Genomic DNA, 23,563 nt, shown 5'->3' with positions numbered 1-23,563 from the left:
CAGCGCTCATTGTAGCGCGGAATATGCCTGGTGGCGCACGCCGCGCTAAAGCGCCATCCGCCTCAAGCAGCCAGGCGCAGCGGTCCGTTGGCCGGCTTGGCCAGTTTGAAAATGCCCACTTCCTGTTCCAGCTGCGCCGCCTGCTGCTGCAATTCGTGCGCGGCGGCCGCAGCCTGTTCGACCAGGGCCGCGTTTTGCTGGGTTACCCTGTCCATGTCGACGATGGCGCGGTTGACTTGCTCGATGCCGGCACCCTGCTCCTGCGTGGCGTCGCTGATCTCGGCCATGATGCCCGTTACCCTGCCGATGCCGGCCACCACGTCGTGCATGGTGACGCCAGCTTGCTCGACGAGCAATGTTCCCGTGCCCACCTTGCTGACGGAATCGTCGATCAGCAGCTTGATTTCGCGCGCGGCAGCGCTTGAACGTTGCGCCAGGTTGCGCACTTCCGTGGCGACGACGGCAAAACCGCGTCCCTGTTCACCGGCGCGCGCCGCTTCCACGGCCGCGTTCAAGGCCAGGATATTCGTCTGAAAGGCGATGCTGTCGATCACGCCGATGATGTCGACGATCTTGTTCGACGAAGCATTGATCAGGCCCATGGTGTGCACCACTTCGGCCACGGCCTTGCCGCCCTGCTCCGACACCTTGGACGCTTCGCGCGCCAGGTGGTTCGCCTGCTGCGCGTTGTCCGCATTCTGGCGCACGGTGGAAATCAGCTCTTCCATCGATGAGGCCACTTCTTCCAGCGAGCCGGCCTGCTGCTCCGTGCGCTGCGACAGGTCGCGGTTGCCCGTGGCGATCTCGGTCGAGGCCGTGGCGATGCTTTCCGTGCCGTGACGCACCTTGCCGACGATGGCGGCCAGGTTGTCGCGCATGGTCTTGATCGCAAACAATAAACTGCTGTCGTCGCCGTGGCGCGTGTGCACGTCGATGGCCAACTCCCCCAGCGCGATGCGCCCGGCGATCGTGGCCGCATACGCCGGTTCGCCGCCCAGCTGGCGCAGCAGGCCGCGCGTGATGACGGTGGCGACCGCAATGCAAATGAGCACACTGAGCGCGGCCAGCACACCGATCCAGCGCAGCGACTGGCCGTAGATGGCGCGCGCGGCCACGCTGGCCTGCTCCGATTCGCGCTGCACGGATTTCAGCACCGTGTCGATGTCGGCGACGATCTGGCGCCGCAGCGGGCTGCACTCCTCGACAAGGAAAGTGCCGTACTGTTCCATCTGTCCCGCCGCGCGGAACTGGCGCGGGCGCTGCAATTCCTGCGCCATGGTCTTCAGGCCCGTGCTGACTTTCTCGAATTGCGCATCGCCGGCGAACTGCGGCGCCAGGCGCGACAGCGCTTCCAGGTACAGCGCTTTCTGGCTGTCGAGGATGGCCAGCTCTTTTTCGGCGGCAGCCTGGTCATGGAAGATATACGCGTTGCGGGCGGCCAGGCCCGTCTGATCGAGCGCTTCGCGCGCCACGTACAGCGGTTCGAGTTTTTCCAGTTGGACTTTTTCTTGCGCGTCCATGGCGCCGGAGATGGCGCCGATGCGCAGCAGCGCGAAGGCCGCCAGCACCAGCATCAGTAGTACCAGCAGCCCGAAGCCTGCGCTCAGGCGCGCGCCTATCGTCAAACGATTGAATGACATCATTGTTGTTATTGCCCTGTAATAAAGTTGATTTTTGCCGGTTCCGCTAGAACCGGCGATCTGCTGGCCGTCGTCTTGCCTTTCCCGCATGGCGCGGGATGGGTCTCTAACTGGCGTTTTTTGGGCAGTCAGCTTCTAATTTCGGGCAATGTCGGCGCGTAGGGTAATCCCCCTGCGCCAAACAACAGCACACTGAATTATAAGCGAACAGCGTTATTTATGATTTCACGCGGTCGCTTTTAATGCCTTGATGCAAGTCAAGCTGGGGCGTATCAGCCTGCGCCCGGGGCGTCGATGACGGCCATGGTGATGCGCGAGATGCAGCACAGTTTGCCGGCCTCGTCGACGATGCGGATTTCCCAGACCTGGCTGCTGCGGCCCCGGTGGATCGGCGTGGCGCGCCCCGTCACGTGGCCGCCGCGCACGCCGCGCACGTGGTTGGCGTTGATTTCCTGCCCCACGCTGACATGGCGGCGATTATCCAGGCAGGCATTCGCGGCCATGCTGCCCAGGGTTTCTGCCAGCAAGACGGAAGCGCCGCCGTGCAGCAGTTTAAAAGGCTGCATGGTGCGGTGGTCGACGGGCATGGTCGCCTCGATCCAGTCGGGGCCGAAAGCCGTGAATACGATGCCCAGATGGCGCATGGCCGTGCCCTCGCTGGCGGCGTTGAGGGTGGCCAGGTCGAGCGGTGCGTGCCAGATTTCCATTGTTGCCTCGGATAAGTAGGGAGAAAAAGCCATTGTAGGACAGCGCGCCCATATGCGCCGCTTCATCTTTCCTTCACCGTGGCCCGGGGTGGCGATGGCATTAACTGGTTATAATTGCCCCATTCTTAAAAAACGAGGTTGTGTATGAAGTGGGCCTTGCTGGGCATTTTTGTGTTTTCTGTTTTACATATTCATTTTCGGGGCAAGGTGCGCCTGCCGTTCCGCCGCCAGATCTTCGATCATTCCTCGTTCATGGCGCCGCTGAACCTGTTCATGCACACCTTTTCCAAGGTGCCGGCCACGCCATACCTTTCTGTCGATCAATTCCCGGAACTGGCGCCGCTGCAGCAGAACTGGCAAATCATCCGCGATGAAGCGCTGCGCATGCAGGAAATGAAAAAGATCAAGGCCGCTGAAAAGAACAATGACGTGGGTTTCAATTCCTTCTTTAAATATGGCTGGAAGCGTTTCTACCTGAAATGGTATGACGCGAACCACCCGTCGGCACAGCAGATGTGCCCGCAGACCTATGCGCTGCTGCAATCGATTCCCTCGATCAAGGCCGCCATGTTCGCGGAGCTGCCGCAAGGTGGCAAGCTCAACCCGCACCGCGATCCGTTCGCCGGCTCCCTGCGCTACCACCTGGGCTTGCAGACGCCGAACGACGACCGCTGCTTCATCGACGTCGATGGCGAGCGCCACAGCTGGCGCGACGGCCAGGCCGTGATGTTCGATGAAACGTATATCCACTGGGCCCGCAACGATGCCGACAGCGACCGTATCATCCTGTTCTGCGACATCGAACGCCCGATGCGCTACCGCTGGGCGCAAGGCTTGAACCGCTGGCTGGGCCGCACCCTGATGACGGCCGCCGCCTCGCCAAACGAACTGGGCGACCAGGTCGGCGGCGTGAGCAAGCTGTTCCAGATTTCCTGGACCATGGGCCAGTACCGCCGCCGCTTCAAGGCGTGGAACAAGACGGCCTACCAGATCACCCGCGTGGCGCTGGTGGTGGGCATCATCGCGCTGATCTACTTTATCTAGGCGTTACATTGCCTCTTTGACAAAACCGCCTTCGGGCGGTTTTTTTATAATGCGATGCCCCTACCAGGAGAATTTACAAAATGGCCGAACGCGACCGCAAGCACGATATCCAGATCGGCGATGAGACATGGATCGAGTTCATCAGCCTTGACGGCCGCTACGAGCAGGCGCTCGACATCGATGCCCTGCTGGCCGGATTATGGCCGCTGATCTGCCGCCTGGAAACGCATTGCGACGCCGGTTGTTGCGGCATCGACGCCTTCGATTTCACGTGCGAAAGTATCGATACGGCGCTGCTTGAGCTTGACCGCGCGCAACTCCACGCGGCCTGCTTGCAAGCCCGCGCTGCCGTGGCAGCGGCCGCCAGCGACGTATTGACGAGCAACACGATGAATCATATTGCGGATAAACGCGTGTTCCTGCAGTTGCTCGGGCATCTCGAGCGCTGCTTTGCGGGCCCTCAAAACGGCCCGCCGGCAAGCCAGCCGCGCTGACATCGGCGATAATACGGGCTCACACCACTCTTTTCTTTTATTTATGCGCGACATCATTGCCGGATTTCTACGTTTCCAGAAGGAAGTCTTTCCTGAACGCCGAGAGCTGTTCAAGAGCCTGGCCACGGGACAGACGCCCAAGGCCTTGTTCATTTCCTGCTCCGACAGCAGGATGGTGCCGGAACTGGTGACGCAGCGCGAACCTGGCGAACTGTTCGTCATCCGCAACGCGGGCAACATCGTGCCCTCGTTTGGCCCGGAACCGGGCGGCGTGAGCGCGTCCGTCGAATTTGCCGTTGCCGCCCTGAATGTGACGGACATCGTCATTTGCGGCCATTCCGATTGTGGCGCGATGAAAGCCATCGCCACCTGCACCTGCCTCGAACACATGCCTGCCGTCAAGAACTGGCTGCGGCACGCGGATGCGGCGCGCATGATCAATGAATCGATCGAACATGCCACGGAACAGGAGCGCATCGACGGCATGGTGCGGGCCAACGTGGTGGCGCAACTCAACAACATCCGCACCCACCCTTCGGTGGCGCTGGGCATCACGCAAAAACGCCTGACCCTGCATGGCTGGGTGTATGACATCGAAAATGGCTCGCTGGACGCGCTCGACGAGGCTACCGGCCAGTTTGTCCCGCTGGCGGAACATCCGGCGTCGAAGATGTAAGGTAAACGTCGGCACACCACCGTCTTCCCTTGAGCACCGCGTCGCTCCATGATTGAATTTGGGACGCAAATTGATTGTGTCCACAAATTTATTTATGGACACAATAATTCAACCAGTCCCAACCAGCGCGAAACGCGGCCCGTATCGCCAGCACAGCGATGAATTCAAGCGTGCCGCTGTGGCGCGTACTCAGGTTGATAGGGCATCCGTTTCGCTGCTTGCCCGCGATCTGAAGATCAACACCAATCAGCTGTTCAGTTGGCGCAAGCGCTTCGGCGACGAGACGCTTGCTGCTAGTGCTAGCACTGCGCCAAGTCAACTGGTGGCAGTCACAGTGCTAAACACACCGGTGGCGGCCTCATCGGCCGCCAGCGTCTCGTCCGGCATGATCGTGGTCAACTTGGGCCAGGCCCAGCTGCGTTTGGAAGACCAGATCGACGCGGCCACGCTGACGCTGTTGCTGGCACGGCGGCTGCCATGATCGGTTTGTCAGCAGGCACGAAGATATGGCTGGCCGCCAGCGTACCGACATGCGCGCCGGCATGAACGGTCTGGCGGCGAAGGCGCAGAAGGCGCTCGCCGAATATCCAACAACTCGGCGGCCGAATGGGCGCTGCGCGGCATCGCCATCGGCCGCCGCAATTACCTGTTTACCGGTGCCAACACCGGCGGCGAGCGCGCCGCTGCGATGTACTCGCTGATCGGCACAGCCAAGCTGTACGGAAAAAAATGGGCGCTAAGCCGATTCAGACCGTACCCCTGTAGTCGACGTGTCACTGTTGGCCCCACCACCAACCAGAAACATTTCCTCTTATTTCGCCGATAACATTCATAAATAAGCTATATTGCTTAGACAAATAAAATGTTGGAATTCTATGGCCGGTGAAATCATAAGGAAGGGCGACCCCACAAGCCATGGTGGCGTTGTTCTAGAAGGGTCCATGACGGACATATGCATGGGCCAGCCCATTGCTTTTTTTGGACACAAAGTCCACTGCCCCAAGTGCAAAGGTGTTTTCCCTATTGTGGAGGGCGTGCCAACAACGACCTTTTACGGGAAAGGCGTAGCCTTGGCAGGCATGAAGACCTCTTGTGGCGCAATCCTGATCGCCACCCAGTTTTCCGACACTGTGGAATATGGCAGTGGCGCTGCGCCGCGAGCAATCAGCCCTTCGACCGCAGCCATGCGCACAGCCTTTGCCGCAGCCCTCGATGGAACATTAGCCACTCCGCCGACGAGCGACGATCACGATGACCACAAATATGACCTCGCCTTCCACGTACAGGATGAATCGACTGGACAGGCGCTTACGAATACACGCTATCGCATCACCCTGGACGACGGTACTGAGCTTATCGGTACCACTGACGCTGGGGGCATGACCGAAAAAGCATGCTCGGACCATCCACAAAACGCGACGATAGAAGTACCATATTATGACCACGACAGCCCCCCTCACACCGACCACGAACACTACGCCTGCGACTGTTAGCGTAACGCCTGAGCTTAGCGGTGCTGTGTGGTGCAACCGCTTCCCAGGTAGCCGCGAAACATCAGCTCTCAAGCCCGACTTCCGGAGTAACTGTAATGCCTTTATTGCGGCAATCGAGGCGGCCGGTGGCGTCAAAAACATCGCCGCAACCTACAGGCCGCCCGAGCGCGCATATCTCATGCACTGGGCGCATAGGATTGTAAAGAACGGTTTCGATCCGACAATGGTACCGTCCATGGCCGGCGTCAACATCAAATGGGACCACCCCACACTGGAGGCTTCCGTGAGCGCGGCGCGCCAGATGTCGGCAGGGTACGGTATCGGAGGGTTGGCCGCGAACACACCGCCAGCCCTAAACACATTGCATACAAGTCGTGAGGCGATCGACATGTCAATTACCTGGACCGGCACTCTGAATATCGCCAACAAGGACGGCTCGATCACGGAGATCAACACCACGCCGCGCACGGGCATGAACTTGCAGCTCAAAGCAGTTGGGTTGACTTATGGCGTTAAAAAATACGTTGGCGGAAATGCCGATAAACCGCACTGGTCAACTACAGGACATTAATATGAAATTTTTCGCCGCCTTTCTGATCGCCGCATGTCTCCTGCCGACGGCGCACGCTGTAGTGTCCGTGCCGGCGCACTTGATTGGCTACTACTCGAATATGCGGACCGAAGGCGCTGACGATCCACATTTTGTCTCCGGATACGACATCGTGCTTTACCAACGCGTAGCGGAAACGATAGGCCATGTCGCTGTCGCCATCGGCACCTCCGAACCAGTCAGAGCCACCATCAAAGAGATGACATACGATTCGAAGAAAAAAGTGCTGACCTTCACCGCCGAGTACTCCAGCGGCCTGGCCACCAATCCTGTGAAAGGAGCGCCCGACCGCGAAGCTTTGCAAGTGCTCATCTTCAGCGGCGTCGTGCGTCCGCAGTCGATCTCGGGGAAAGTGGGCATCAAAGATTTCTACTGCGGTCCATGCAGGCCAGTGTTCAAGCGCGTGACACTCAAACGTATCATTGAAATGGGGCGCACGGGCGAATTACGGGCCATCCCGTTATAGTCGCCTGAGCACTTGGGCCGACTGGAAATGCATCAATCTGAAAAGAGATTACGTCTGGGCTTCAGAACAGCTTGGCTTAGCGTCCGATTTTTTCCATTTTCCCTCTACCCCACATCGCGCTTCAGAATCCTGGCATGAGCGCAGTTGGGGCCGGCACGTTGGCCATCGCCACGCAGAATTCAGGCGCAAGTTGCGCTTGACCTTGTCAAGGCGGGAAGGTTCAAGGTAGCGGTATTCAAGCGACATCAAGGAGAATCCCGCATGCCAAAGATCACCGTCCTGCCCCATCCCGAGCTGGCCCCCGACGGCGCCGTCATCGACGCGCCGCAGAAGACGAGTATTTGCGACGCATTGCTGCTCAACAAAATAGACATCGAACACGCTTGCGGCCAGGTCGGTGCCTGTTCCACCTGCCACGTGATCGTGGTGCAGGGTTTCGATACACTCAACGAACTGGGTGACAATGAAGAAGACATGCTCGACCAGGCCTGGGGCTTGCAGCCCCACTCGCGCCTGTCCTGCCAGGCGCGAGTGGCGCTGGAAGACCTGACGGTCGAACTGCCCCGGTACACGCTGAACCACGCCAAGGAATAGTCCCCGGCACGATTGCCCAACTGCCCTACGGGTTTACCACGTGATTTACCACATGATCACGCGCTGCTCGGGCGGCAGGTACATCGGGTCGCCCGGCTTGATGCCGAACGCTTCGTAGAAGCCGGGCTGGTTCTTCACCGTGCCCTTGGCGCGGAATTCGCCCGGCGAATGCGGGTCGCTCTTGATCTGCGCAATGGCCGCTTCGGGACGCAGTTTCGCGCGCCATTTCTGCGCAAAGCCGATGTACAGGCGCTGTTCGCCCGTCAAGCCATCGATGACCGGCGACGGCTTGCCGTTCAACGAGCGCTGGTAGGCCTTGTAGGTGATCGACAGGCCGGAATTGTCGCCGATGTTTTCACCCAGGGTCAGCTCGCCATTGATGTGGTAGCCCGGCACTGGGCTGTAGGCGCCGTATTGCTTGACGAGGCCGGCGGCCAGCGCCTTGAAGGCCGCGAGGTCTTCTGCCGTCCACCAGTTGCGCAAGCGGCCCTTGGCATCATATTGACTGCCCGAATCATCGAAGGCATGGCTGATTTCATGGCCGAAGGTGATGCCCAGCAAGCCGTAATTGACGGCATCTTCCGCCTTCACGTTGAAAAATGGCGGCTGCAAAATGGCGGCCGGGATCGTGATGGCGTTGAGCGACGGGCTGTAGCTGGCGTTGACGGTTTGCGGCGTCATCGACCATTCATCGCGGTCGACAGGCTTGCCCAGCTTGGCCAGGTTTTGCTGGCGGCTCCACGCGCGCGCGGCGCGCACGTTGGCGATCAGGTCGTTTGGCTGCGTCTGCATGCTGCTGTAGTCGCGCCAGGTATCGGGATAGGCGATCTTCGGCTTCAGGGCGGCCAGCTTGAGCTGGGCCTCCTTCTTGGTTTCCGGGCCCATCCAGTCAAGCTGCTCGATGCCATCCTTGAACGAGGCGACGAAATTGTCGAACATGGCCATCACGCGGGGCCGGGTTTCCGGCGGCAAATACATTTCCACGTAGCGCTTGCCGACGGCGTCGCTGATGGCGCCATCCGTGAAGCGCAGCGCCAGCTGCCACTGCGGTTCGCTTTGCGGCACGCCGCGCAGCACCGTGCCGTCGAAGGCGAAGCGTTCCTTGACGGTGGCGCTGTCCAGGAACGAGGCATAGCTTTCGATGATGCGCCAGTTCAGATAGCTCTTCCACGATGCCAGCGGCACGGCGGCCACGGTCTCGGCAAAGCCCGTCATGAAGCTGGGCTGGCGCACGACGGCAGAAGTAGCCTTTGGCGCGAGGCCGGCGGCCGTGAAATACGCGTTCCAGTCGAAGGCCGGCGCCAGTGCCGTAAATTTGTCGAAGTCGAGGCGGTTGTACGATTTGACGGGGTCGCGCATCTGCACGCGCGTCCATTGCACCGCCGCCAGGCGCGTTTCAATGTCGAGTATCTGCGCCGCGTGGGCGGCAGCGGCCTTGTCGCCGCTCATGGCCAGCATGGTCTCGATATGCTTGAGGTATTTGGCGCGCACGGCTTGCAGCTTGGCGTCGTCATCCTTCAGGTAGTAATCGCGGTCGGGCAAGCCCAGGCCGGACTGGCTGATGTTGACCGTGTAGCGCTCGGGGTCTTGCGCATCGGGCGCCACATAGGCGGAAAACGGCGTGGCAATGCCATTGCCTTGCAGATAGGCGAGCAGCGCCGGCAAGTCTTTCTTGTCTTTCACGGCGGCGACGCGGGCCAGCTCGGCGCGCAGCGGCTTGAAACCGGCCGCGTTGCGCGCCTTGTCGTTCATGAAGCTCGTGTACAGGTCGGCGATCTTGTGCGCCTCGCTGCCTGGCTTGCCGGGGTTTTTCAGGGTCGCGTCGATCAGGCCGCGCAACTGGCCCTGGGCGATTTCGCGCAATTCGATGTAGGTGCCCCAGACGGATTTGTCGGCCGGGATGTCCGTATTGCGGGTCCAGACGCCGTTGACGTAGCCGTAGAAATCATCCCGGGGGCTCACTGCGGGGTCCAGGGTTTTCAGGTCGATGCCGGAGACGGGCGCGCCGGCATTGGTGGCTTGGGCGTACAGCGACGGCGAAGATAAGGCGAGCAAGGCGCAGCAGGCGGCGCTGATCAGTGAACGTTTCACGAAGATTCCTTTAATTGTTTTCACTTCATGTTGGGGAACATGCTTGTCCAGGCATGAGAGGCTGGATTATAGTCCGCGTGCTTGCCGCGCAACAATGACAGTTGAATAACTACGGGAATCAGCGGCTCAGCAGATCGAGCAGGTCCACCGTCTTTTTACCCTGATTTTTCAGCAGATCCGCAAGCGAACCCGGCGTTGGCCTGCCATTGCCGGCCGCATGATTGAAATAATTAAAATCGAGCTTGATCTTGTCTTCCAGGTCGCTCGCATAATTGGCAGGATACTGCGATTGCTCCAGACGCGGCAATGTATTGAAATGCGCCAGCACCGACTTGAAGAAATTGGTCGTCTTGCCGGTGGTATTGTATTCATGCATGGCTTGCGCCACGACTTGGGTGCGCCATGCCTCTTCTTCCTGATACGCCTGCATAAAGGCGGCGCGCCGCTCGTTGATGGTAAAGGTCCCGCTGTCATCGTTCGAAATGGCGGACAATTGCTCGCGCGACAAGCCGGCAAACGGATTGGGGCCCTTCCGGTCGACATAAGCGGTGGCAGCGGCGGCCGACTTTGCCGATGCCGCGTCATTCGGTTGCGGCAGCTGTTTGGCGGCGGCCGCCTTGTGTTCCGCATCCAGCGGATACAGGATGTCGTCGGTATTGCGATTCACCCACGCACCCAGCGCCGCATGATCGAAGTTCCGGATGGTGGCGCTGGTGGCCTCCGAAGCTTTCGCCAGGCGCCCGGCCAGGGTCGAAATGACGACATCGTCCGCCACGGCGCCAGCGCCGGCCGGCGCCTGTGTGGCCTGGGCCTTGTCCGAGGATGGCTTGTCAGATGACACCTTGCTGCCTTCCGCGGCAGACAGCGCCCCGCGTTGAATTCCTGCCGTGCTGATATGCATCATTGCTCGCCCCGAGATCAGTAAAAGTTACTATTTAAGTAAATGTTACTATAGCACAATATATGTGTACGCCGGGCCAGGCGCATGCACGGGGGCGGTTCGGCTCCGGCTTTACTTCACCGGCTCGAACGTCACCGTCAAGCCATTGCCCGTGGTCCTGATCTGCGTCGGCACGAATTGCACGCCTGCGTAACGCAACTCGTCGGGTTTGAAGGTGTAGATCGGCGTTTCATGCATGAGCTGGTCCGCCACCAGGCTGGCCACCTTGGCGAACTGGCGCTGCTGCGACTCGTCCATGCCGTCGATGGTGACCTTGTCCACGCTCGCCTCGCTCAGGTACACGGCATTGCGCTGAGCGTCGAGCACGAGGCGGCCCGACATGGCCAGACTGCCGCGCCAGCTCTGGCGTATGAATGGCGGCAAGACGCTGGCGTCCACGCTGAGGGCGACTCTTTCGCGCTCGGGCTGCAAGGATAGTTGCGGGCGGGTCAGCTTGACGTCCAGCACGGACAGCACGCGCTTGTCGATGGGAAAGCGGCGCTCCAGGCCCTGCTGCATCTTGCTCAGCGACACATTCACGTCGCGCGGGCCGATCAGGGTGGAACACGCGGCCAGCACGGTACAAGCGAAGGCGGCGATCGCGGCGGTTTTCAGCAAAGGACGGATGGCGGTCAAGGTCATGGATAGTCTCGGTGGAAAGATGGCGCCATCTTACACATGCGCCCGCTTTCACGCAAAAACCGGCGCCCACCTTGCAGCGGGCGCCGGTTCTGGTGTTGGCCTTGTCAGCGTACGAACAAGGCGATCAGTATGACGATGGGCAATGGAATACCCAGCAGCAGCAAGAGGATGGAACGCATGGCAGACTCCTTGATTGTATGGGTGGCTTAAATGGTCACGTGGCGCAGCACTCTTTCATGGTCGCGCTGGCGGCCGCCAAACGTTGCCGCCAGGCTGGCCACGAAAGCGCCCAGCAGCAAGGCGACGAACATCCACAATGCCGTATGCGCGCCAGCCTTGCGGGCCGTGTCAGCCGCTTGCTGGGCACGCGCCTTGGCATCGGCGGCGGCCTTGGCGGCGCGGGCGTAGACGGCGTCGACCCGCGCTTCCGCTTCCGCCTGCGTCAGGCCCGTACGGCTGGCCACGACCTGGCCCAGATAGGCGCGGTCATCGGCGGCCAGGCTGCCCGTGGACAAGCTGGTGGCGAAGATCCTGCCGGTTTCCAAGCGCTGCTCGGCGACCGTGCCGCCCGCCTCGCCCGCACCAGCCGCCGGTGCGGCACGCAGCAGCATGTCGGAGAAATAGTCGAGCGGATTGACGTCGCCGCCCTCGCCCGCCTTGGCGCCTGCCGCCCCGGCACCGGCCGCCACAGCCGGGGACACCGCCGCCGCCACGCCGCTGCCCGCATCGATGGCGCCGCTCAGTACGGCGCGCGTGCCGCCGGCCAGCACGGCCACGGTGATCAGGGTGGCCACGGCCCAGGCCAGCAAGCCATGGGCCGTATCGCGGAAATGCACCTCATCCGTGTGAATCGAGCTCCATTTCACGCGCAGGCGGCCCGCCATGTAGCCGCCGATGCCGGAGGCGGCCAGTTGCATGAAAGCCAGCCAGGCGATGGTCGACACGCCGATGGCCGTCGCGTTGAACGACCATGGCGACACGGACGACAGGCCCAGGCCCACGCCGAGGATCAGCAGGATGAAGGACAAGGCGGCCGCAGCGGCAGCGCCCGCCAGCACGGCGCCCCAGGACACGCCCGGATTGTTCAGGTCCGACACGGACAATGGTGTAGCTTGCATGGAATACTCCCTTGGTTGTTGATTTTTTTAAGCCGTTCAGGCGGCCACGCCCGTCAATTGCTCCTTGCGCGCGGCCATTTCCTGGCCCAGCGCGTCGAGGTCGACGGCCGTCTCGCGCACCTTGGGAAACATGTCGCCCTCTTCTTCCTTGACGTGGTGCTCGATCTGCTCGGACAGCACCTTGACCTTGGCGTCGTACAGGTCGTCGGCCGGGTCCATCGCGGCAATCTGCGCGATGAGCTCCTTGGCGCTGGCGTGCTCGACGATGGCTTCATCCATCAGGTCGCCATCGTGGATGGGACGGCGCACGGCCGGATAGAAGATTTCTTCTTCCAGTTGCGTGTGCACGGTGAGTTCCTGGCAGATCTGGTCGGCCAGCTTTTTCTTGGTGGCAAATGAGCGGTCGCTCAAGCCTTCATATTGGGCAAACAAAGCCTTCACGGCTTTATGGTCCTGCATCAATAATGTGATCGCGTTCATGGCGCCTCCTTGTTGTGGATGAGGCAAGGATGCGCCATGGCGGCGCCAGCGTATGTGCGACGCCTTACACAATCTTGATTTTTAATACACTCAGCTATTAAGCTGCGACTTGATGCCGTGATGGCCCATCAGGTCGTACAGGGTGGGCCGGCTCACGCCCAGCAGCTCGGCCGCCCTGGCGATATTGCCGTCGGCCCGCGCCAGCGCGCGCACCATCACCTTGTATTCCGCCCCTTCGCGGGCCTGGCGCAGGTTCAGCGGCTCATCCGGGGCCGCCGCCTGGGCGCTGGCGGGCAAACCCAGGTCGTCTGCGGCGATCTGCGGCCCGTCACTCATGATGACGGCCCGCTTGATGCAGTTTTCCACTTCACGCACATTGCCGGGCCAGCCATAGCTTTCGATCAGCTGCAGCGCGCCGGCGCTGAAATGCAGGTTGCTGCGCCCTTCGCTGGCGCAGAACTTGTTCTTGAAATGGTGGGCCAGCAAGGCCGCATCGCCAGCCCGCTCGCGCAGCGGCGGAATGCGCAGGACGATTTCGCTGAGGCGGTAAAACAGGTCTTCGCGGAAACGCCCCTGCTCCGCCAGCACCTTTAAATCCTGGTGCGTGGCGCAAACGATGCGCACGTCGACGGCGATCTCGGCACGCCCGCCCACGCGCTCGATGACCCGTTCCTGCAGGAAGCGCAGCAGTTTCGCCTGCAGTCCCATCGGCATGTCGCCTATCTCGTCGAGAAAGAAGGTGCCGCCATGGGCCAGTTCGATCTTGCCCAGGGTTTGCCGCGCCGCGCCCGTAAAGGCCCCCCGCTCGTAGCCGAACAGCTCGCTTTCCAGCAGGTTCTCGGGAATCGCCGCGCAATTGATGGCAACAAAGCGTTGCGCATGGCGGCTCGACAGCGCGTGCAGGCCACGCGCAATCAGTTCCTTGCCGCTGCCCGAATCACCGAGCAGCATCACGCTGGCCGACGAGGGCGCCACTTTTTCCGCGTTGCGGCACAGTTTCAGCATGCCCGGATCGCGGCTGACGATGCCGGCCAAAGGGGAATCGGCCTGCGTTTGCAGCATGCGGCGGTTTTCCTGCTGCATCGCGTGCAGATAAAACGCGCGGGCGATGACGAGGCCCAGCATGTCGGCCTCGAACGGCTTCTGGTGGAAATCGTAGGCGCCCAGCGCGATGGCTTTCAAGGCATGCGCGCGCTCCTGGTTGCCCGAGAGGATGATGACTTTCGTGTCCGGCGCCAGCGCGAGGATTTGCTGCAGGGTGGCCAGGCCTTCCGTGGCACCGTCCGGGTCGGGCGGCAAGCCCAGGTCCATCGTCACGACGGCCGGCTGGTGGCGCCGTACCAGCGCCAGCGCCGCCTCGCGCTCGCCCGCCAGCAGCACCTCGTAACCGTCAAAGCTCCAGTGCAACTGCTTTTGCAGGCCGGGATCGTCTTCGATGACCAGCAGTTTTTGTTTCGCCATACGTATGCACTCCAGTCAACGGGTAGAACAGCGGAAATCTGGGGTATGACCCGGCGGGTCAGACCCCATGGCCGCATGCAGCGGCAAGATCACGCGAAACGTCGTGCCCACTTGCGGCTCGCTGCGCACTTCCAGGCTGCCGCCCACTTCGCGCAGGTATTCGCGGCTTTCGAACACGCCGATGCCCATGCCCGCCGTCTTGGTTGTGTCAAACGGTGTAAATAGACGTTCGCGGATGAATTGCTCGCTCATGCCCTGCCCCGTATCGTCGAGCTCGACGACAGCCGTGTGCTGTACGCGCCGCAAGCGCACGGCCACCTTGCCGTCGCTGGCCGTCGCTTCGATGGCGTTCTGGATCAAGTGCCCCAGCACCCGTTCCAGGCGTGCGCGGTTGGCCAGCACCGTCAGCTCGCCATCGACAATTTCCAGCCGGGGCGCCGGCGCCAGGCTGGCCTTGGCGGCAACGGCCTGGCGCAGCAAGCCGTCGAGCTGCAACGGCGCGGGCGCTTCCGGCGCTTCGCCACGCGCCAATTTCTGCAGCAGGGTCTTCATTTTTTGCACGGAATGGTCCAGGGTACCCAGCATGTCTTCCTGGAAAGCGGGATTGGCGCGGTGTTTTTCCGCATTGCTTAACAACAATGACAGCTGAAATACGAGGTTTTTGAGGTCGTGCACGATGAAAGTGGACATGCGGTTGAACGAGTCGAACTGGCGCGCCACCGTCAGGGTATCGAGAGATTCGCGGTGCGCCAGGTAGCTGGCGGCCTGGCTGCCGGCAATTTTCAGCACGTCGCGGATTTCCCAGTTCAGGCCGATGCGCGTGCGGGGCCGCGCCAGCGCGACGAAGGCGAACAGCTGGCCATGCAGCATCAAGGGCACCAGCAGCCACACGTCGGGCAGCGCCAGCAGCGCGGGCGGCAAGCGCAAGCCGCCGTACTGGCGCGGGTTTTGCTGGCAATCGGGCACGTCGATCACCCACTGCCGTGCCTCGAGGAACTGGCACAGTGGGCCAAGCGCCGGTTCGCTCCACGTGCCAGGCGGCCAGTTCCAGCTGGCGGCCGGGGCGAACTGCCCCTGTTCGCGCAATATCCACAGCGCGCCGGCGCGGCTTTCCACCAGCTGCGCCATGGCCTGTATCGTGCGTTCGCCCAGCGCCGGGCCATCTTCGGACAGCGCGCGCGTAAATCTCAGCCATTCCTCGCGGTAATCGAAGATGGCATTGTAAAAATGTTTATTGATGTACACCTTGAGCTTGGCGCGCAGGCTGCCGGAAAACAGCACCCCGGCCAGCAGCAGGACCGCACCGCCCAGGTAAGCCATCTGCATGAAGGAACCCCAGGTGCCGCCGAAATAGCGCAAATAATAGGCGCTGGCCGCCATGGCCAGCAAATAGATGGCCGAGCCCAGCAAGGCGGCCGAGCGGTACAGCATCTGGCGCGAGACGGACAAGCCCAGCGCCCAGCCCGGATTGCGCGCGGCCGAGACGGCCAGCAGCGGCGCGCACAGGGCGTCGACGATGCCGCGCGCGGCCCAGATATCGTCATTGACCGTACGAAACAGCAAAGCGTCGCTGTACAGATAAAAATCGTAGGCGAACAGGCCGCCCACGCCCAGGCACGCAAACTTGATGCCCCAGCGTTTCAACGGGGGCGTGTTGCGGTACCACTGTTCCACCAGCAACATGCCCAGCACGGCCAGCAGCAGCCGGCAGACACTGGCGATGATGCGCGCTGGCAAAGGCAGCGCCAGCCAGGATGAGGCCATCGAGAGCAGCCACGGCGCCAGCGCCGTGAGGACGATGCCCACCAGTACGAGGCGCAAACGGGGCCGCGACGGTTCGATCAGCAGCAGCAAAAACACCAGCCAGGCCAGGGTGCGCAGCAATTCGAGCGCATCGCCGGCCAGCGCGGTGCGCTGTCCCAGCAGCACCAGCACCACCGTGCCCGTCGCCCAGCCGCCCGTCGCCAGGCAGGCGACCAGCAAGGCGCGCACGTTTTGCCGCGCGCGCCAGTTGCTGATGAGCAGCAGCGCCAGCACAAAGAAAGCCAGCGACGCCAGGCCATGGCTGAGGGCCGCCGCGTCGGCCGCCGCCAGCCAGTCCGACTGCTGCCGCATCACCGGCTGCCCTTGCCAAACAGCACCACCTGCACCGTATCGAGCAGGATCAGCAAGTCGAGGAACAGGCTATTGTTTTTCACGTAATACAAATCGTATTGCAGTTTCTTGACGGCATCATCGACGGAAGCGCCATACTGGTAGCGCACTTGGGCCAGGCCTGTGATGCCCGGCTTGATGTTGTGACGAATGTTGTAGTACGGCACCTGCTCCTTCAGTTGCTCGACAAAATAGGCGCGCTCGGGACGGGGACCGACAAAACTCATCTCGCCGCGAAACACATTGAGCATCTGCGGCAATTCATCGATGCGCAGCTTGCGGATCAGCTTGCCCACGCGCGTGATGCGCGCATCGTTGTCCAACGCCCAGATGGGCTTGCCATCGCCCTCCGCATCGCAGCGCATGCTGCGAAATTTCAGCACGTTGAAGGGCAAGCCGTCGCGCCCCACCCGCTCTTGCTGGTAAAACACGGGGCCGCCGTCTTCCAGGCGGATGCACAGGGCCGTCACGAGCATCACGGGCAGCGCGGCCAGACAGATGACGCCGCTGGCGGCAAGGTCGAACAAACGCTTCGATGTGGCGCGGAAAAAACTCTGGTCAAAACCGCCGCCATAGATCAGATAGCTCGGTTGCAAGGAATCGATGCGGATCTGGCACGCTTCGCGCTCGAAAAACGTGGCCGCATCGATCACCTTGACGCCGCCCAGCGCGCATTCCAGCAATTGCTTGACGGGAAACGCGCCATTGCGCCGGTCGCTGAGGGAAACGACGATCTCATGCGCGGCATGGCGCTGGGCCATGGCCAGCAGCGATGCTTCGGCCGGCAGCAAGGCCGAGGCCGGCACACAGCGTTGTTCGCCAGCCACATCGATGCAGCCCACCACCGTGAACTGATGAAAACCGATCTTGCTCGCCGCCAGCTCCATGCATTCGCGCGCCAGCGCCCCGCCGCCCACGAGGATCAGCCGGCCTTCCATCAGCGCCGATTGCGAGGATTTGAACACCACCAGGCGCGCCAGCAGCACGCCGATGGCGCCCAAGCCGAAGATCAGCACGCTGCCGCGCCCGAAATGCAAGGAAGGGATAAAACGGATCAGGACGCTGAGCACGGCAAAACCCAGCGCGAACGACGGCAGGATGCGTAATAGCGTATTGCGGATGTCTTCGCGCGAACGGTGCTGGTACATGCCCAGCGCGCTCATGCTGAAAACGATGACCAGGGCAAAGATCGAGGACGACAAGTAGACCTCGCTCACCCGCAGCACGCGACTGCCGTCCGCCAGCCACACCAGGGATGTCAGGGTGGCCGACAGCAGCAGGATCATAATTTCCAGCAACAGCAAAATAAACGCTGTTTTCGAGACGTAATGGCTGAAGATGCGGATCATGGGGGCCTCCTGCGGCAAAGGCGGCACGCCGCGCACAAGGCGGCTTGCTGCCGGTCTTGCCATCATGGCGAACTGTTCCAGCAAGACATTGATACGCCACAAGCTACGGCCCCAGCTATCTTTCACTGGCAGAATTTATCTCAACACATTACCGATTGATGTGAAATGGACTATAGTATGCTTCCCCTGAAAAAAGATAAATGTCATGAAATTTGATGTAGCGATTGTCGGCAGTGGCCTGGCGGGTTTATCGGTTGCACTGCATTTAGCTGAGACGCGCACCGTCGCGATCATTTCCAAACGCGCGCTGCTCGATGGCGCCAGCAACTGGGCGCAAGGCGGGATCGCGGCCGTGCTGGACTCGGGCGACAGCCACCAGCAGCACATCGAAGACACCCTGATCGCCGGCGGCGGCCTGTGTGACGAGAGCGCCACGCGCTACATCGTCGAGCACGGCCGCGAAGCCATCGAATGGCTGATCGAGCAAGGCGTGCCGTTTACGCGCGACGCCTCGGCCGAGCTGGGCTTCCACCTGACCCGCGAAGGCGGACACAGCCAGCGCCGCATCATCCACGCGGCCGACGCCACCGGGCACGCCGTGCAAGTGACCCTGGAAGAAAAGGTGCGCGCCCACCCGAACATCAGCCTGTTCGAACACCATTGCGCGATCGACCTGATCACTTCCGACAAGCTGGGCATGAAGCCGACCCAGCGCAATGCGCAGCCGCATTGCCACGGCCTGTACGTGCAGGATGAGCAAACCGGCAAGGTACTCACGTTTGCCGCCGAGCACACCGTGCTGGCCACGGGCGGCGCCGGCAAGGTGTATTTATATACCACCAACCCGGACACGGCCAGCGGCGACGGCATCGCCATGGCCTGGCGCGCCGGCTGCCGCGTGTCGAACATGGAATTCATCCAGTTCCACCCCACGTGTTTGTACCACCCGTACGCGAAATCGTTTTTGATCACCGAAGCCATCCGTGGCGAAGGCGGCTTGCTGAAACTGCCGCCCGAAGCGGGCGCGGCGGCCGGTCAGCGCTTCATGCTGGCGCACGACGAGCGGGCCGAACTGGCGCCGCGCGACGTGGTGGCGCGCGCCATCGACTTCGAGATCAAGAAACGCGGCCTCGACTACGTGCACCTGGACATCAGCCACAAGCCGGCCGAATTCCTCATCGAACACTTCCCGACCATCTACGCGCGCTGCCTGGAGCTGGGCATCGACATCACCAAGCAGCCTATCCCCATCGTGCCCGCCGCCCATTACACCTGCGGCGGCGTCGTCACGGACCTGGCGGGCCGGGCCGACTTGCCGGGCCTGTATGCAGTGGGAGAGACGGCCTGCACGGGTCTGCATGGCGCGAACCGCCTGGCGTCGAACTCTTTGCTGGAATGCATCGTCATCGGCCGCGCTTGCGCGCAAGATATCGAAAGCAAGGAAAAGCTGGGCACGCCATATCTGCCCGACTGGGATGAAAGCCGGGTCACGGATGCGGATGAAGAAGTGGTGATTTCCCACAACTGGGACGAACTGCGCCGCTTCATGTGGAATTACGTCGGCATCGTGCGCACGACCAAGCGCCTGGAGCGGGCCCAGCACCGCATCGCCCTCTTGAAGGAAGAAATCGACGAGTACTACCGCAACTTCCGCATCACGCACGACTTATTGGAACTGCGCAATCTCGTCGACGTGGCCTCGATGATCGTCAACAGCGCCCTGTCGCGCCGCGAAAGCCGTGGCCTGCACTTCAGCCGCGATTATCCGGAAACCTTGCCGAAAGCGATCGCCAGCGTACTGACGCCGCCGCATAGGTAAATAACCAACGGCCTTCTCATTCCAGCATGACGAGTTCCGAATTCCTCACCGCCGGCCGAAGTGCTTCTTTCACCGTTCGTTTGGGACCGGACGCCACTGGTTGATCTTGGCTCGTCGCCGGCGAGCGCAGTTGAAGATTTCTTGTTCCGCATATTGGATGCCGGCGCATCTCAAGTTCGTATCGGCTGACCCCGCCGTCTATCGAACGTTCTGGCGAATCGCACGCCCGTCACTTTTGACAACAGACATTGAAAACGTTAACGTTTTGTGCGGTTCAATGCACCTGGAGGAAAGTCATGGCAGGAAAATTTTTGAGTCGAGGCGCGCTAGTCCACCTTATCAAGAGTCAGGAACGAACTAACGCTATTCAAAAACGCGATGGATTAACCCAGCACCCGGTGCGAACCACGGTGTGTGGTTGCACTGACCCTGATTGCGGTGGCTGGCATACCATACTGACTGACAGAAACGTGCCAACCGCAGACGAGTGCAAGTCGATTTTGCAACACGAAAAAGCCAAAAGAAAGAGCTAGCTGCGTATGGAATCAATGACAGGGATGGCAACAAAGTGGAAGAACCAGGAGGTGCGAAGTCACAATGGCCTCCTGTGCAGCAATGGTGATCTTTACGACGTGCACGAAACCAGAATGGCCAGAGTACGTGAAAAACAGGAACTTGGCGGTTGGCTCAATGTCGCGATTCTGGCGCAAGAAGAGCTGTATGGTGGACAGTACATGGTAAAGTGCGGCGAGGCTGCGGAACACGGCTCAATCGGCGTAGTCGTTTTGGAATCGCTGCAAAATCATGAACCTGTCTGGACGTTTGTTTCGGATCAATCCAATCCATTTGATCAAATAACAATCAAGGGCGGCTTGGTTTTGGTGCTGTCAACGTCAGGCGCCGTGTTACGGTTTGCTGCGCCAATGAGGGAGGCAAGGCTTCTGCTTCCGAGTACTTCGATCCATGGTGCTAACGACGGGCGCTTGTAAACCCGGGCGTTTTTCAGCACAATAGGGCGAAAGCTGCCTCCCACAAAAGGTTCTGTTCGGCACAAGCAGCCATGCGCCATGGTCCATAACGACCTCCCCGGCTCACGATTCCGGCATCTCAAACTCAATCCCATCGTCCGTGTACGACATCTTGGCGGACGCGCCCGTACAACTACCCTGCGCCTCGTCCGCCACATAGCGGCATTCGCTTTCCAGCCCGCCATCCTCGCGCCAGTACCGGGTCCAGCCGTGGCGTTCGCCATCGACATACTCGATCAATTGACGCGGCTTGCCATTCGCATGCCAGGAACGCAACGCGCCCTCCTCGCGCCCGCCCGCGTTCCACTGTTTGTGCACGAGCAATACCCCGGCACGGCTGAAGCGCTGTTCGCTGCGCAAGACGAAGTGGCCGCTGTGGCTGCGCTTGCTGGCCACTGTGCCATCCGGGTAATATTCGACGCTGTCGCCGGCCGGCTTGTCGTCCACGTACTGCGTTGTACGCTGCACCTTGCCGTCCGGGAAGTAGCCGGTGCTCGGTCCTGACTGGATGCCGTTGTCATACTGGCTGCGGCTTTCCACCGTGCCATCGGGATAAAATAGCAGCAGCTCGCCCTCCGTCTGGCCCTTGATCTGATTCATGCGCGTGCGCAGCTTGCCGTCTATATCAAAAGACTCCACCACGCCATCGGCGCGGGCGCCGTTCACGTACTGGCTGGCCTCGTTCAGCTTGCCCGTATCGTGATAGGTCCGCTGTTCGCCTTCCTGCACGCCATTGCGCCACGTGTTGCGCATGGAAATCTGGCCCTCAGGACGATACAGGGTCTGCACACCTTCCTGCACGCCGCGGCCATCCTGCTCCACCTGCATCTCGACCTGGCCATGCGGGTAGTACATGCTGTAGTTGCCCACCAGCTTGCCGCGCAGGTAATCGGGATCGTTGACCTCGCCAATCAGCCGCTTCGGCTCGCCTTCGCGCGCGTGCACCACCTCGACTTGCCAGGTGCCGGGCGTCTTGCCTGGCGGCAGCGGGACGACCAGCGCATAGCGCGCATGCTCCTTGACTTCGCCGCGCGTCAGATTGTGATTCAGGTACAGGCGCGCCTTGCCATCGGCACAGGCTTGCGGCTCGCAGCCGCCCAGCTTGCCGACATCGGGCATGCCGAGAGCACCCACATTGCCTGGTGCAGGACAGAATTTGATACGCATCAACAAGGGCGTTTTGTCACGTATCAGCTTGGCCAATTGCTGCTTCATGGCGGCGTATTGCTGCGCGTCCAGGCCCACGGACACGGCATCCATCAGCACCTGCCTGCCGCCGCAGCCGCTGTCGCTGGCCAGGGTCAGCACATCGCCGTCGGGCGTCGCCTTGATCGCGTTGACTACTTGCCGCTGTTCGATCTCGGCGTGCGCCAGCGCCGGCCACAGCAGCGTTGCAAGCAGCATATGCTTCACAAGGCGCGCCATGCCTGCTCCTTGCGCTGCAGTTCCGGCGCTGGCGGCGCCTCGCCGCAGCCGCCCTGGGCCTTGCCGGCCACATACTGGCATTCGCTTGTCAAGCTGCCATCCTCGCGCCAGCTGCGGCTCCAGCCGTCGCGCCGGTCGTTCACGTACTCGATCTCATGCTCGGGCTTGCCGTTCTCGTACCACGAGCGCGACGTGCCCTGCTCGCGCAATTGCGCATCCCATTTCCGTTCCAGCACCAGCACGCCTTGCGGACTGTAGCGCTGGACGCTCAGCAGTCCGCCCTTGTCGCCGTACTGCTGGCGGCTCTGCACCTTGCCATCCGGATAGAATTCCAGCGCCTCGCCCGTCGGTAAATCGTTGACCTGCGTCATCCTGGCTCTCACGGCGCCATCCGGATAGTAATTCGTGCTCACGCCATTGAACTTACCGTTCTGCATTTCCGCGCGGCTGGAGATTTTTCCATCAGGGAAGTACGTGAGCATCTCGCCTTCCATCTTTCCACCGCGCAGCACATAGCTGGTGCTCAGCTTGCCATTTTCATCAAACTTCTGCACGGGACCGTCGACACGCTTGCCGTCGCGGTACACGCTGGCCTCGCGCAACTTGCCCGTGGGGTGATATTGCTGGTGCGTGCCTTCCGGCAAGCCATGGCGCCAGCTGCCACGCGCATCCAGGGTGCCATCGGGGTAATAAAGACTGGTGACGCCCTCCTGCCGGCCCTGCCCGTCCTGCGCCACCTGTTTCTCGATCTTGCCGTTCGGGTAATATGTAACAAAGCCGCCCACCATATCGCCGGAGGCATAATCGGCCTTGTTGACATGGCCCGACAGGCGCAGTTTGTGCCCGGCCACACTATAAATGTCCACCTTCCACGTGCCAGGCAGTTTGCCTTTCGGCAAGGGAAACAGCAGCACATTCGGTGCGTTTTCCTGCTCGGTGGGGTAGAAACGTTCGTGCAGGTACAGCCGTGCCTTGTCATCGGCGCAAGTGCTGGGAGTGCAGGCGGCGATATCGCGCACGATGGGTGCGCCCCCACTTTCCGGGCATTTTTTCAGGGTGATGAGCATGGGCGTCTTGTCGCGGATACGCCGGGCCAGCTCGACTTTCAGCGCTTCGTACTTCGCCTCGTCCAGCCTGACCGAGTACGCATCCATGCGCACTTGCCGGCCGCCGCAAGCAGTCGTGCCCGCAACAGTGAACTCATCGCCGCCGTCGCGATCTGGTTGGGCCGCCATGGCTGTCACCACCAGGCGCTGCACGATTTCCGCCTGCGCCATGCCGGAGGTCAGCAAGGAGGCGCCCAGTAAGGCGCATATTGTCTTGATTTTCATG

General features: G+C 61.4%; 22 protein-coding genes. 10 read left to right on the top strand and 12 right to left on the bottom strand.

The window, feature by feature from the left end:
* Positions 1-62: 62 nt before the first annotated feature.
* Together KO539_RS10445 and KO539_RS10440 are read right to left on the bottom strand one after the other, a co-directional pair.
* Entirely contained in the window at positions 63-1,643 is a 1,581-nt protein-coding gene (locus tag KO539_RS10445) for a methyl-accepting chemotaxis protein (protein ID WP_219309039.1), read from the bottom strand.
* A gap of 269 nt (positions 1,644-1,912) precedes the next feature.
* Positions 1,913-2,347, bottom strand: coding sequence for a hotdog fold thioesterase (locus tag KO539_RS10440; protein ID WP_219309038.1), 435 nt, complete (start codon positions 2,345-2,347; stop codon positions 1,913-1,915).
* 144 nt (positions 2,348-2,491) lie between these two features.
* Here KO539_RS10440 and lpxO point away from each other — a divergent pair, with 144 nt between their 5' ends.
* The 8 genes from lpxO to fdx all read left to right on the top strand — a co-directional run bounded on the left by lpxO (position 2,492) and on the right by fdx (position 7,724).
* Entirely contained in the window at positions 2,492-3,391 is a 900-nt protein-coding gene (lpxO, locus tag KO539_RS10435) for a lipid A hydroxylase LpxO (RefSeq protein WP_219309037.1), read from the top strand.
* Positions 3,392-3,471: 80 nt separating this feature from the next.
* On the top strand, positions 3,472-3,885 hold the full coding sequence (locus tag KO539_RS10430) for a DUF6331 family protein (protein WP_219309036.1): 414 nt from the start codon (positions 3,472-3,474) through the stop codon (positions 3,883-3,885).
* 43 nt (positions 3,886-3,928) lie between these two features.
* Positions 3,929-4,561 carry a carbonic anhydrase gene (locus KO539_RS10425; RefSeq protein ID WP_035818657.1) on the top strand — a complete coding sequence of 211 codons (633 nt, stop codon included), beginning with the start codon at positions 3,929-3,931 and terminating at the stop codon, positions 4,559-4,561.
* A gap of 58 nt (positions 4,562-4,619) precedes the next feature.
* Positions 4,620-5,042, top strand: coding sequence for a transposase (locus KO539_RS10420; RefSeq protein WP_158301110.1), 423 nt, complete (start codon positions 4,620-4,622; stop codon positions 5,040-5,042).
* 394 nt (positions 5,043-5,436) lie between these two features.
* Entirely contained in the window at positions 5,437-6,054 is a 618-nt protein-coding gene (locus tag KO539_RS10415; RefSeq protein WP_219309034.1) for a PAAR domain-containing protein, read from the top strand.
* Positions 5,999-6,625 carry a peptidoglycan-binding domain-containing protein gene (locus tag KO539_RS10410; protein ID WP_099376881.1) on the top strand — a complete coding sequence of 209 codons (627 nt, stop codon included), beginning with the start codon at positions 5,999-6,001 and terminating at the stop codon, positions 6,623-6,625. The genes KO539_RS10415 and KO539_RS10410 overlap by 56 nt, the downstream gene beginning before the upstream one ends.
* 1 nt (position 6,626) lies before the next feature.
* Positions 6,627-7,130 (top strand): hypothetical protein, encoded by a 504-nt coding sequence (locus tag KO539_RS10405; RefSeq protein ID WP_219309032.1) that lies wholly within the window; start codon positions 6,627-6,629, stop codon positions 7,128-7,130.
* 261 nt (positions 7,131-7,391) lie between these two features.
* Positions 7,392-7,724: an ISC system 2Fe-2S type ferredoxin gene (gene fdx / locus KO539_RS10400; RefSeq protein WP_219309030.1), complete on the top strand. Its 333-nt coding sequence runs from the start codon at positions 7,392-7,394 to the stop codon at positions 7,722-7,724.
* A 45-nt stretch (positions 7,725-7,769) separates the two neighbouring features.
* Here the strand turns inward: fdx and KO539_RS10395 are convergent, their stop codons facing one another.
* From KO539_RS10395 to KO539_RS10360, 8 genes are all read right to left on the bottom strand, one after another.
* Positions 7,770-9,815, bottom strand: a complete 2,046-nt coding sequence (locus tag KO539_RS10395; RefSeq protein ID WP_219309028.1) for a M13 family metallopeptidase — start codon at positions 9,813-9,815, stop codon at positions 7,770-7,772.
* Positions 9,816-9,933: 118 nt separating this feature from the next.
* Complete coding sequence (locus tag KO539_RS10390; RefSeq protein ID WP_219309027.1) at positions 9,934-10,719, bottom strand: hypothetical protein; 786 nt, start codon at positions 10,717-10,719, stop codon at positions 9,934-9,936.
* 108 nt (positions 10,720-10,827) lie between these two features.
* On the bottom strand, positions 10,828-11,397 hold the full coding sequence (locus KO539_RS10385; RefSeq protein ID WP_035818645.1) for a DUF1439 domain-containing protein: 570 nt from the start codon (positions 11,395-11,397) through the stop codon (positions 10,828-10,830).
* 206 nt (positions 11,398-11,603) lie between these two features.
* Entirely contained in the window at positions 11,604-12,515 is a 912-nt protein-coding gene (locus KO539_RS10380; protein WP_219309025.1) for a hypothetical protein, read from the bottom strand.
* Positions 12,516-12,551: 36 nt separating this feature from the next.
* Positions 12,552-12,995 carry a hemerythrin domain-containing protein gene (locus tag KO539_RS10375; protein WP_035818639.1) on the bottom strand — a complete coding sequence of 148 codons (444 nt, stop codon included), beginning with the start codon at positions 12,993-12,995 and terminating at the stop codon, positions 12,552-12,554.
* Between the two features lie 90 nt (positions 12,996-13,085).
* Complete coding sequence (prsR, locus tag KO539_RS10370; RefSeq protein WP_219309023.1) at positions 13,086-14,456, bottom strand: PEP-CTERM-box response regulator transcription factor; 1,371 nt, start codon at positions 14,454-14,456, stop codon at positions 13,086-13,088.
* Positions 14,457-14,471: 15 nt separating this feature from the next.
* Entirely contained in the window at positions 14,472-16,571 is a 2,100-nt protein-coding gene (gene prsK / locus KO539_RS10365) for an XrtA/PEP-CTERM system histidine kinase PrsK (RefSeq protein ID WP_219309021.1), read from the bottom strand.
* Positions 16,571-17,959 (bottom strand): TIGR03013 family XrtA/PEP-CTERM system glycosyltransferase, encoded by a 1,389-nt coding sequence (locus tag KO539_RS10360; protein ID WP_219309019.1) that lies wholly within the window; start codon positions 17,957-17,959, stop codon positions 16,571-16,573. The genes prsK and KO539_RS10360 overlap by 1 nt, the downstream gene beginning before the upstream one ends.
* A gap of 205 nt (positions 17,960-18,164) precedes the next feature.
* Between KO539_RS10360 and nadB the strand changes: the two genes are divergently transcribed.
* Together nadB and KO539_RS10350 are read left to right on the top strand one after the other, a co-directional pair.
* Positions 18,165-19,778, top strand: a complete 1,614-nt coding sequence (gene nadB / locus KO539_RS10355) for an L-aspartate oxidase (protein ID WP_219309017.1) — start codon at positions 18,165-18,167, stop codon at positions 19,776-19,778.
* A gap of 539 nt (positions 19,779-20,317) precedes the next feature.
* The gene (locus tag KO539_RS10350; RefSeq protein ID WP_219309014.1) at positions 20,318-20,767 is read left to right on the top strand and encodes a hypothetical protein; all 450 of its coding nucleotides are present in this window, start codon (positions 20,318-20,320) and stop codon (positions 20,765-20,767) included.
* A 102-nt stretch (positions 20,768-20,869) separates the two neighbouring features.
* On the opposite strand, the gene KO539_RS10345 is transcribed toward KO539_RS10350, so the two are convergent.
* Positions 20,870-22,231, bottom strand: coding sequence for a toxin-antitoxin system YwqK family antitoxin (locus tag KO539_RS10345; protein WP_219309013.1), 1,362 nt, complete (start codon positions 22,229-22,231; stop codon positions 20,870-20,872).
* Positions 22,216-23,562, bottom strand: coding sequence for a toxin-antitoxin system YwqK family antitoxin (locus KO539_RS10340; protein WP_219309011.1), 1,347 nt, complete (start codon positions 23,560-23,562; stop codon positions 22,216-22,218). The genes KO539_RS10345 and KO539_RS10340 overlap by 16 nt, the downstream gene beginning before the upstream one ends.
* Position 23,563: the final 1 nt, after the last annotated feature.

This window comes from Janthinobacterium sp. NKUCC06_STL (assembly GCF_019345455.1).
GTDB classification, from domain to species: domain Bacteria; phylum Pseudomonadota; class Gammaproteobacteria; order Burkholderiales; family Burkholderiaceae_D; genus Janthinobacterium; species Janthinobacterium rivuli.
The sequence above is the reverse complement of the archived record's forward strand: the minus strand, read 5'-3'. Positions and strand labels throughout refer to the sequence as shown.

Coding starts and splice junctions, on each gene's coding strand:
- KO539_RS10360 (WP_219309019.1), bottom strand. CDS start 17,959: ATGATCCGCATCTTCAGCCATTACGTCTCGAAAACAGCGTTTATTTTG.
- fdx (WP_219309030.1), top strand. CDS start 7,392: ATGCCAAAGATCACCGTCCTGCCCCATCCCGAGCTGGCCCCCGACGGC.
- KO539_RS10415 (WP_219309034.1), top strand. CDS start 5,437: ATGGCCGGTGAAATCATAAGGAAGGGCGACCCCACAAGCCATGGTGGC.
- KO539_RS10345 (WP_219309013.1), bottom strand. CDS start 22,231: ATGGCGCGCCTTGTGAAGCATATGCTGCTTGCAACGCTGCTGTGGCCG.
- KO539_RS10440 (WP_219309038.1), bottom strand. CDS start 2,347: ATGGAAATCTGGCACGCACCGCTCGACCTGGCCACCCTCAACGCCGCC.
- KO539_RS10340 (WP_219309011.1), bottom strand. CDS start 23,562: ATGAAAATCAAGACAATATGCGCCTTACTGGGCGCCTCCTTGCTGACC.
- KO539_RS10380 (WP_219309025.1), bottom strand. CDS start 12,515: ATGCAAGCTACACCATTGTCCGTGTCGGACCTGAACAATCCGGGCGTG.
- KO539_RS10430 (WP_219309036.1), top strand. CDS start 3,472: ATGGCCGAACGCGACCGCAAGCACGATATCCAGATCGGCGATGAGACA.
- prsK (WP_219309021.1), bottom strand. CDS start 16,571: ATGCGGCAGCAGTCGGACTGGCTGGCGGCGGCCGACGCGGCGGCCCTC.
- lpxO (WP_219309037.1), top strand. CDS start 2,492: ATGAAGTGGGCCTTGCTGGGCATTTTTGTGTTTTCTGTTTTACATATT.
- KO539_RS10445 (WP_219309039.1), bottom strand. CDS start 1,643: ATGATGTCATTCAATCGTTTGACGATAGGCGCGCGCCTGAGCGCAGGC.
- KO539_RS10405 (WP_219309032.1), top strand. CDS start 6,627: ATGAAATTTTTCGCCGCCTTTCTGATCGCCGCATGTCTCCTGCCGACG.
- nadB (WP_219309017.1), top strand. CDS start 18,165: ATGAAATTTGATGTAGCGATTGTCGGCAGTGGCCTGGCGGGTTTATCG.
- KO539_RS10425 (WP_035818657.1), top strand. CDS start 3,929: ATGCGCGACATCATTGCCGGATTTCTACGTTTCCAGAAGGAAGTCTTT.
- KO539_RS10375 (WP_035818639.1), bottom strand. CDS start 12,995: ATGAACGCGATCACATTATTGATGCAGGACCATAAAGCCGTGAAGGCT.
- KO539_RS10350 (WP_219309014.1), top strand. CDS start 20,318: ATGGAATCAATGACAGGGATGGCAACAAAGTGGAAGAACCAGGAGGTG.
- KO539_RS10410 (WP_099376881.1), top strand. CDS start 5,999: ATGACCACGACAGCCCCCCTCACACCGACCACGAACACTACGCCTGCG.
- prsR (WP_219309023.1), bottom strand. CDS start 14,456: ATGGCGAAACAAAAACTGCTGGTCATCGAAGACGATCCCGGCCTGCAA.
- KO539_RS10390 (WP_219309027.1), bottom strand. CDS start 10,719: ATGATGCATATCAGCACGGCAGGAATTCAACGCGGGGCGCTGTCTGCC.
- KO539_RS10385 (WP_035818645.1), bottom strand. CDS start 11,397: ATGACCTTGACCGCCATCCGTCCTTTGCTGAAAACCGCCGCGATCGCC.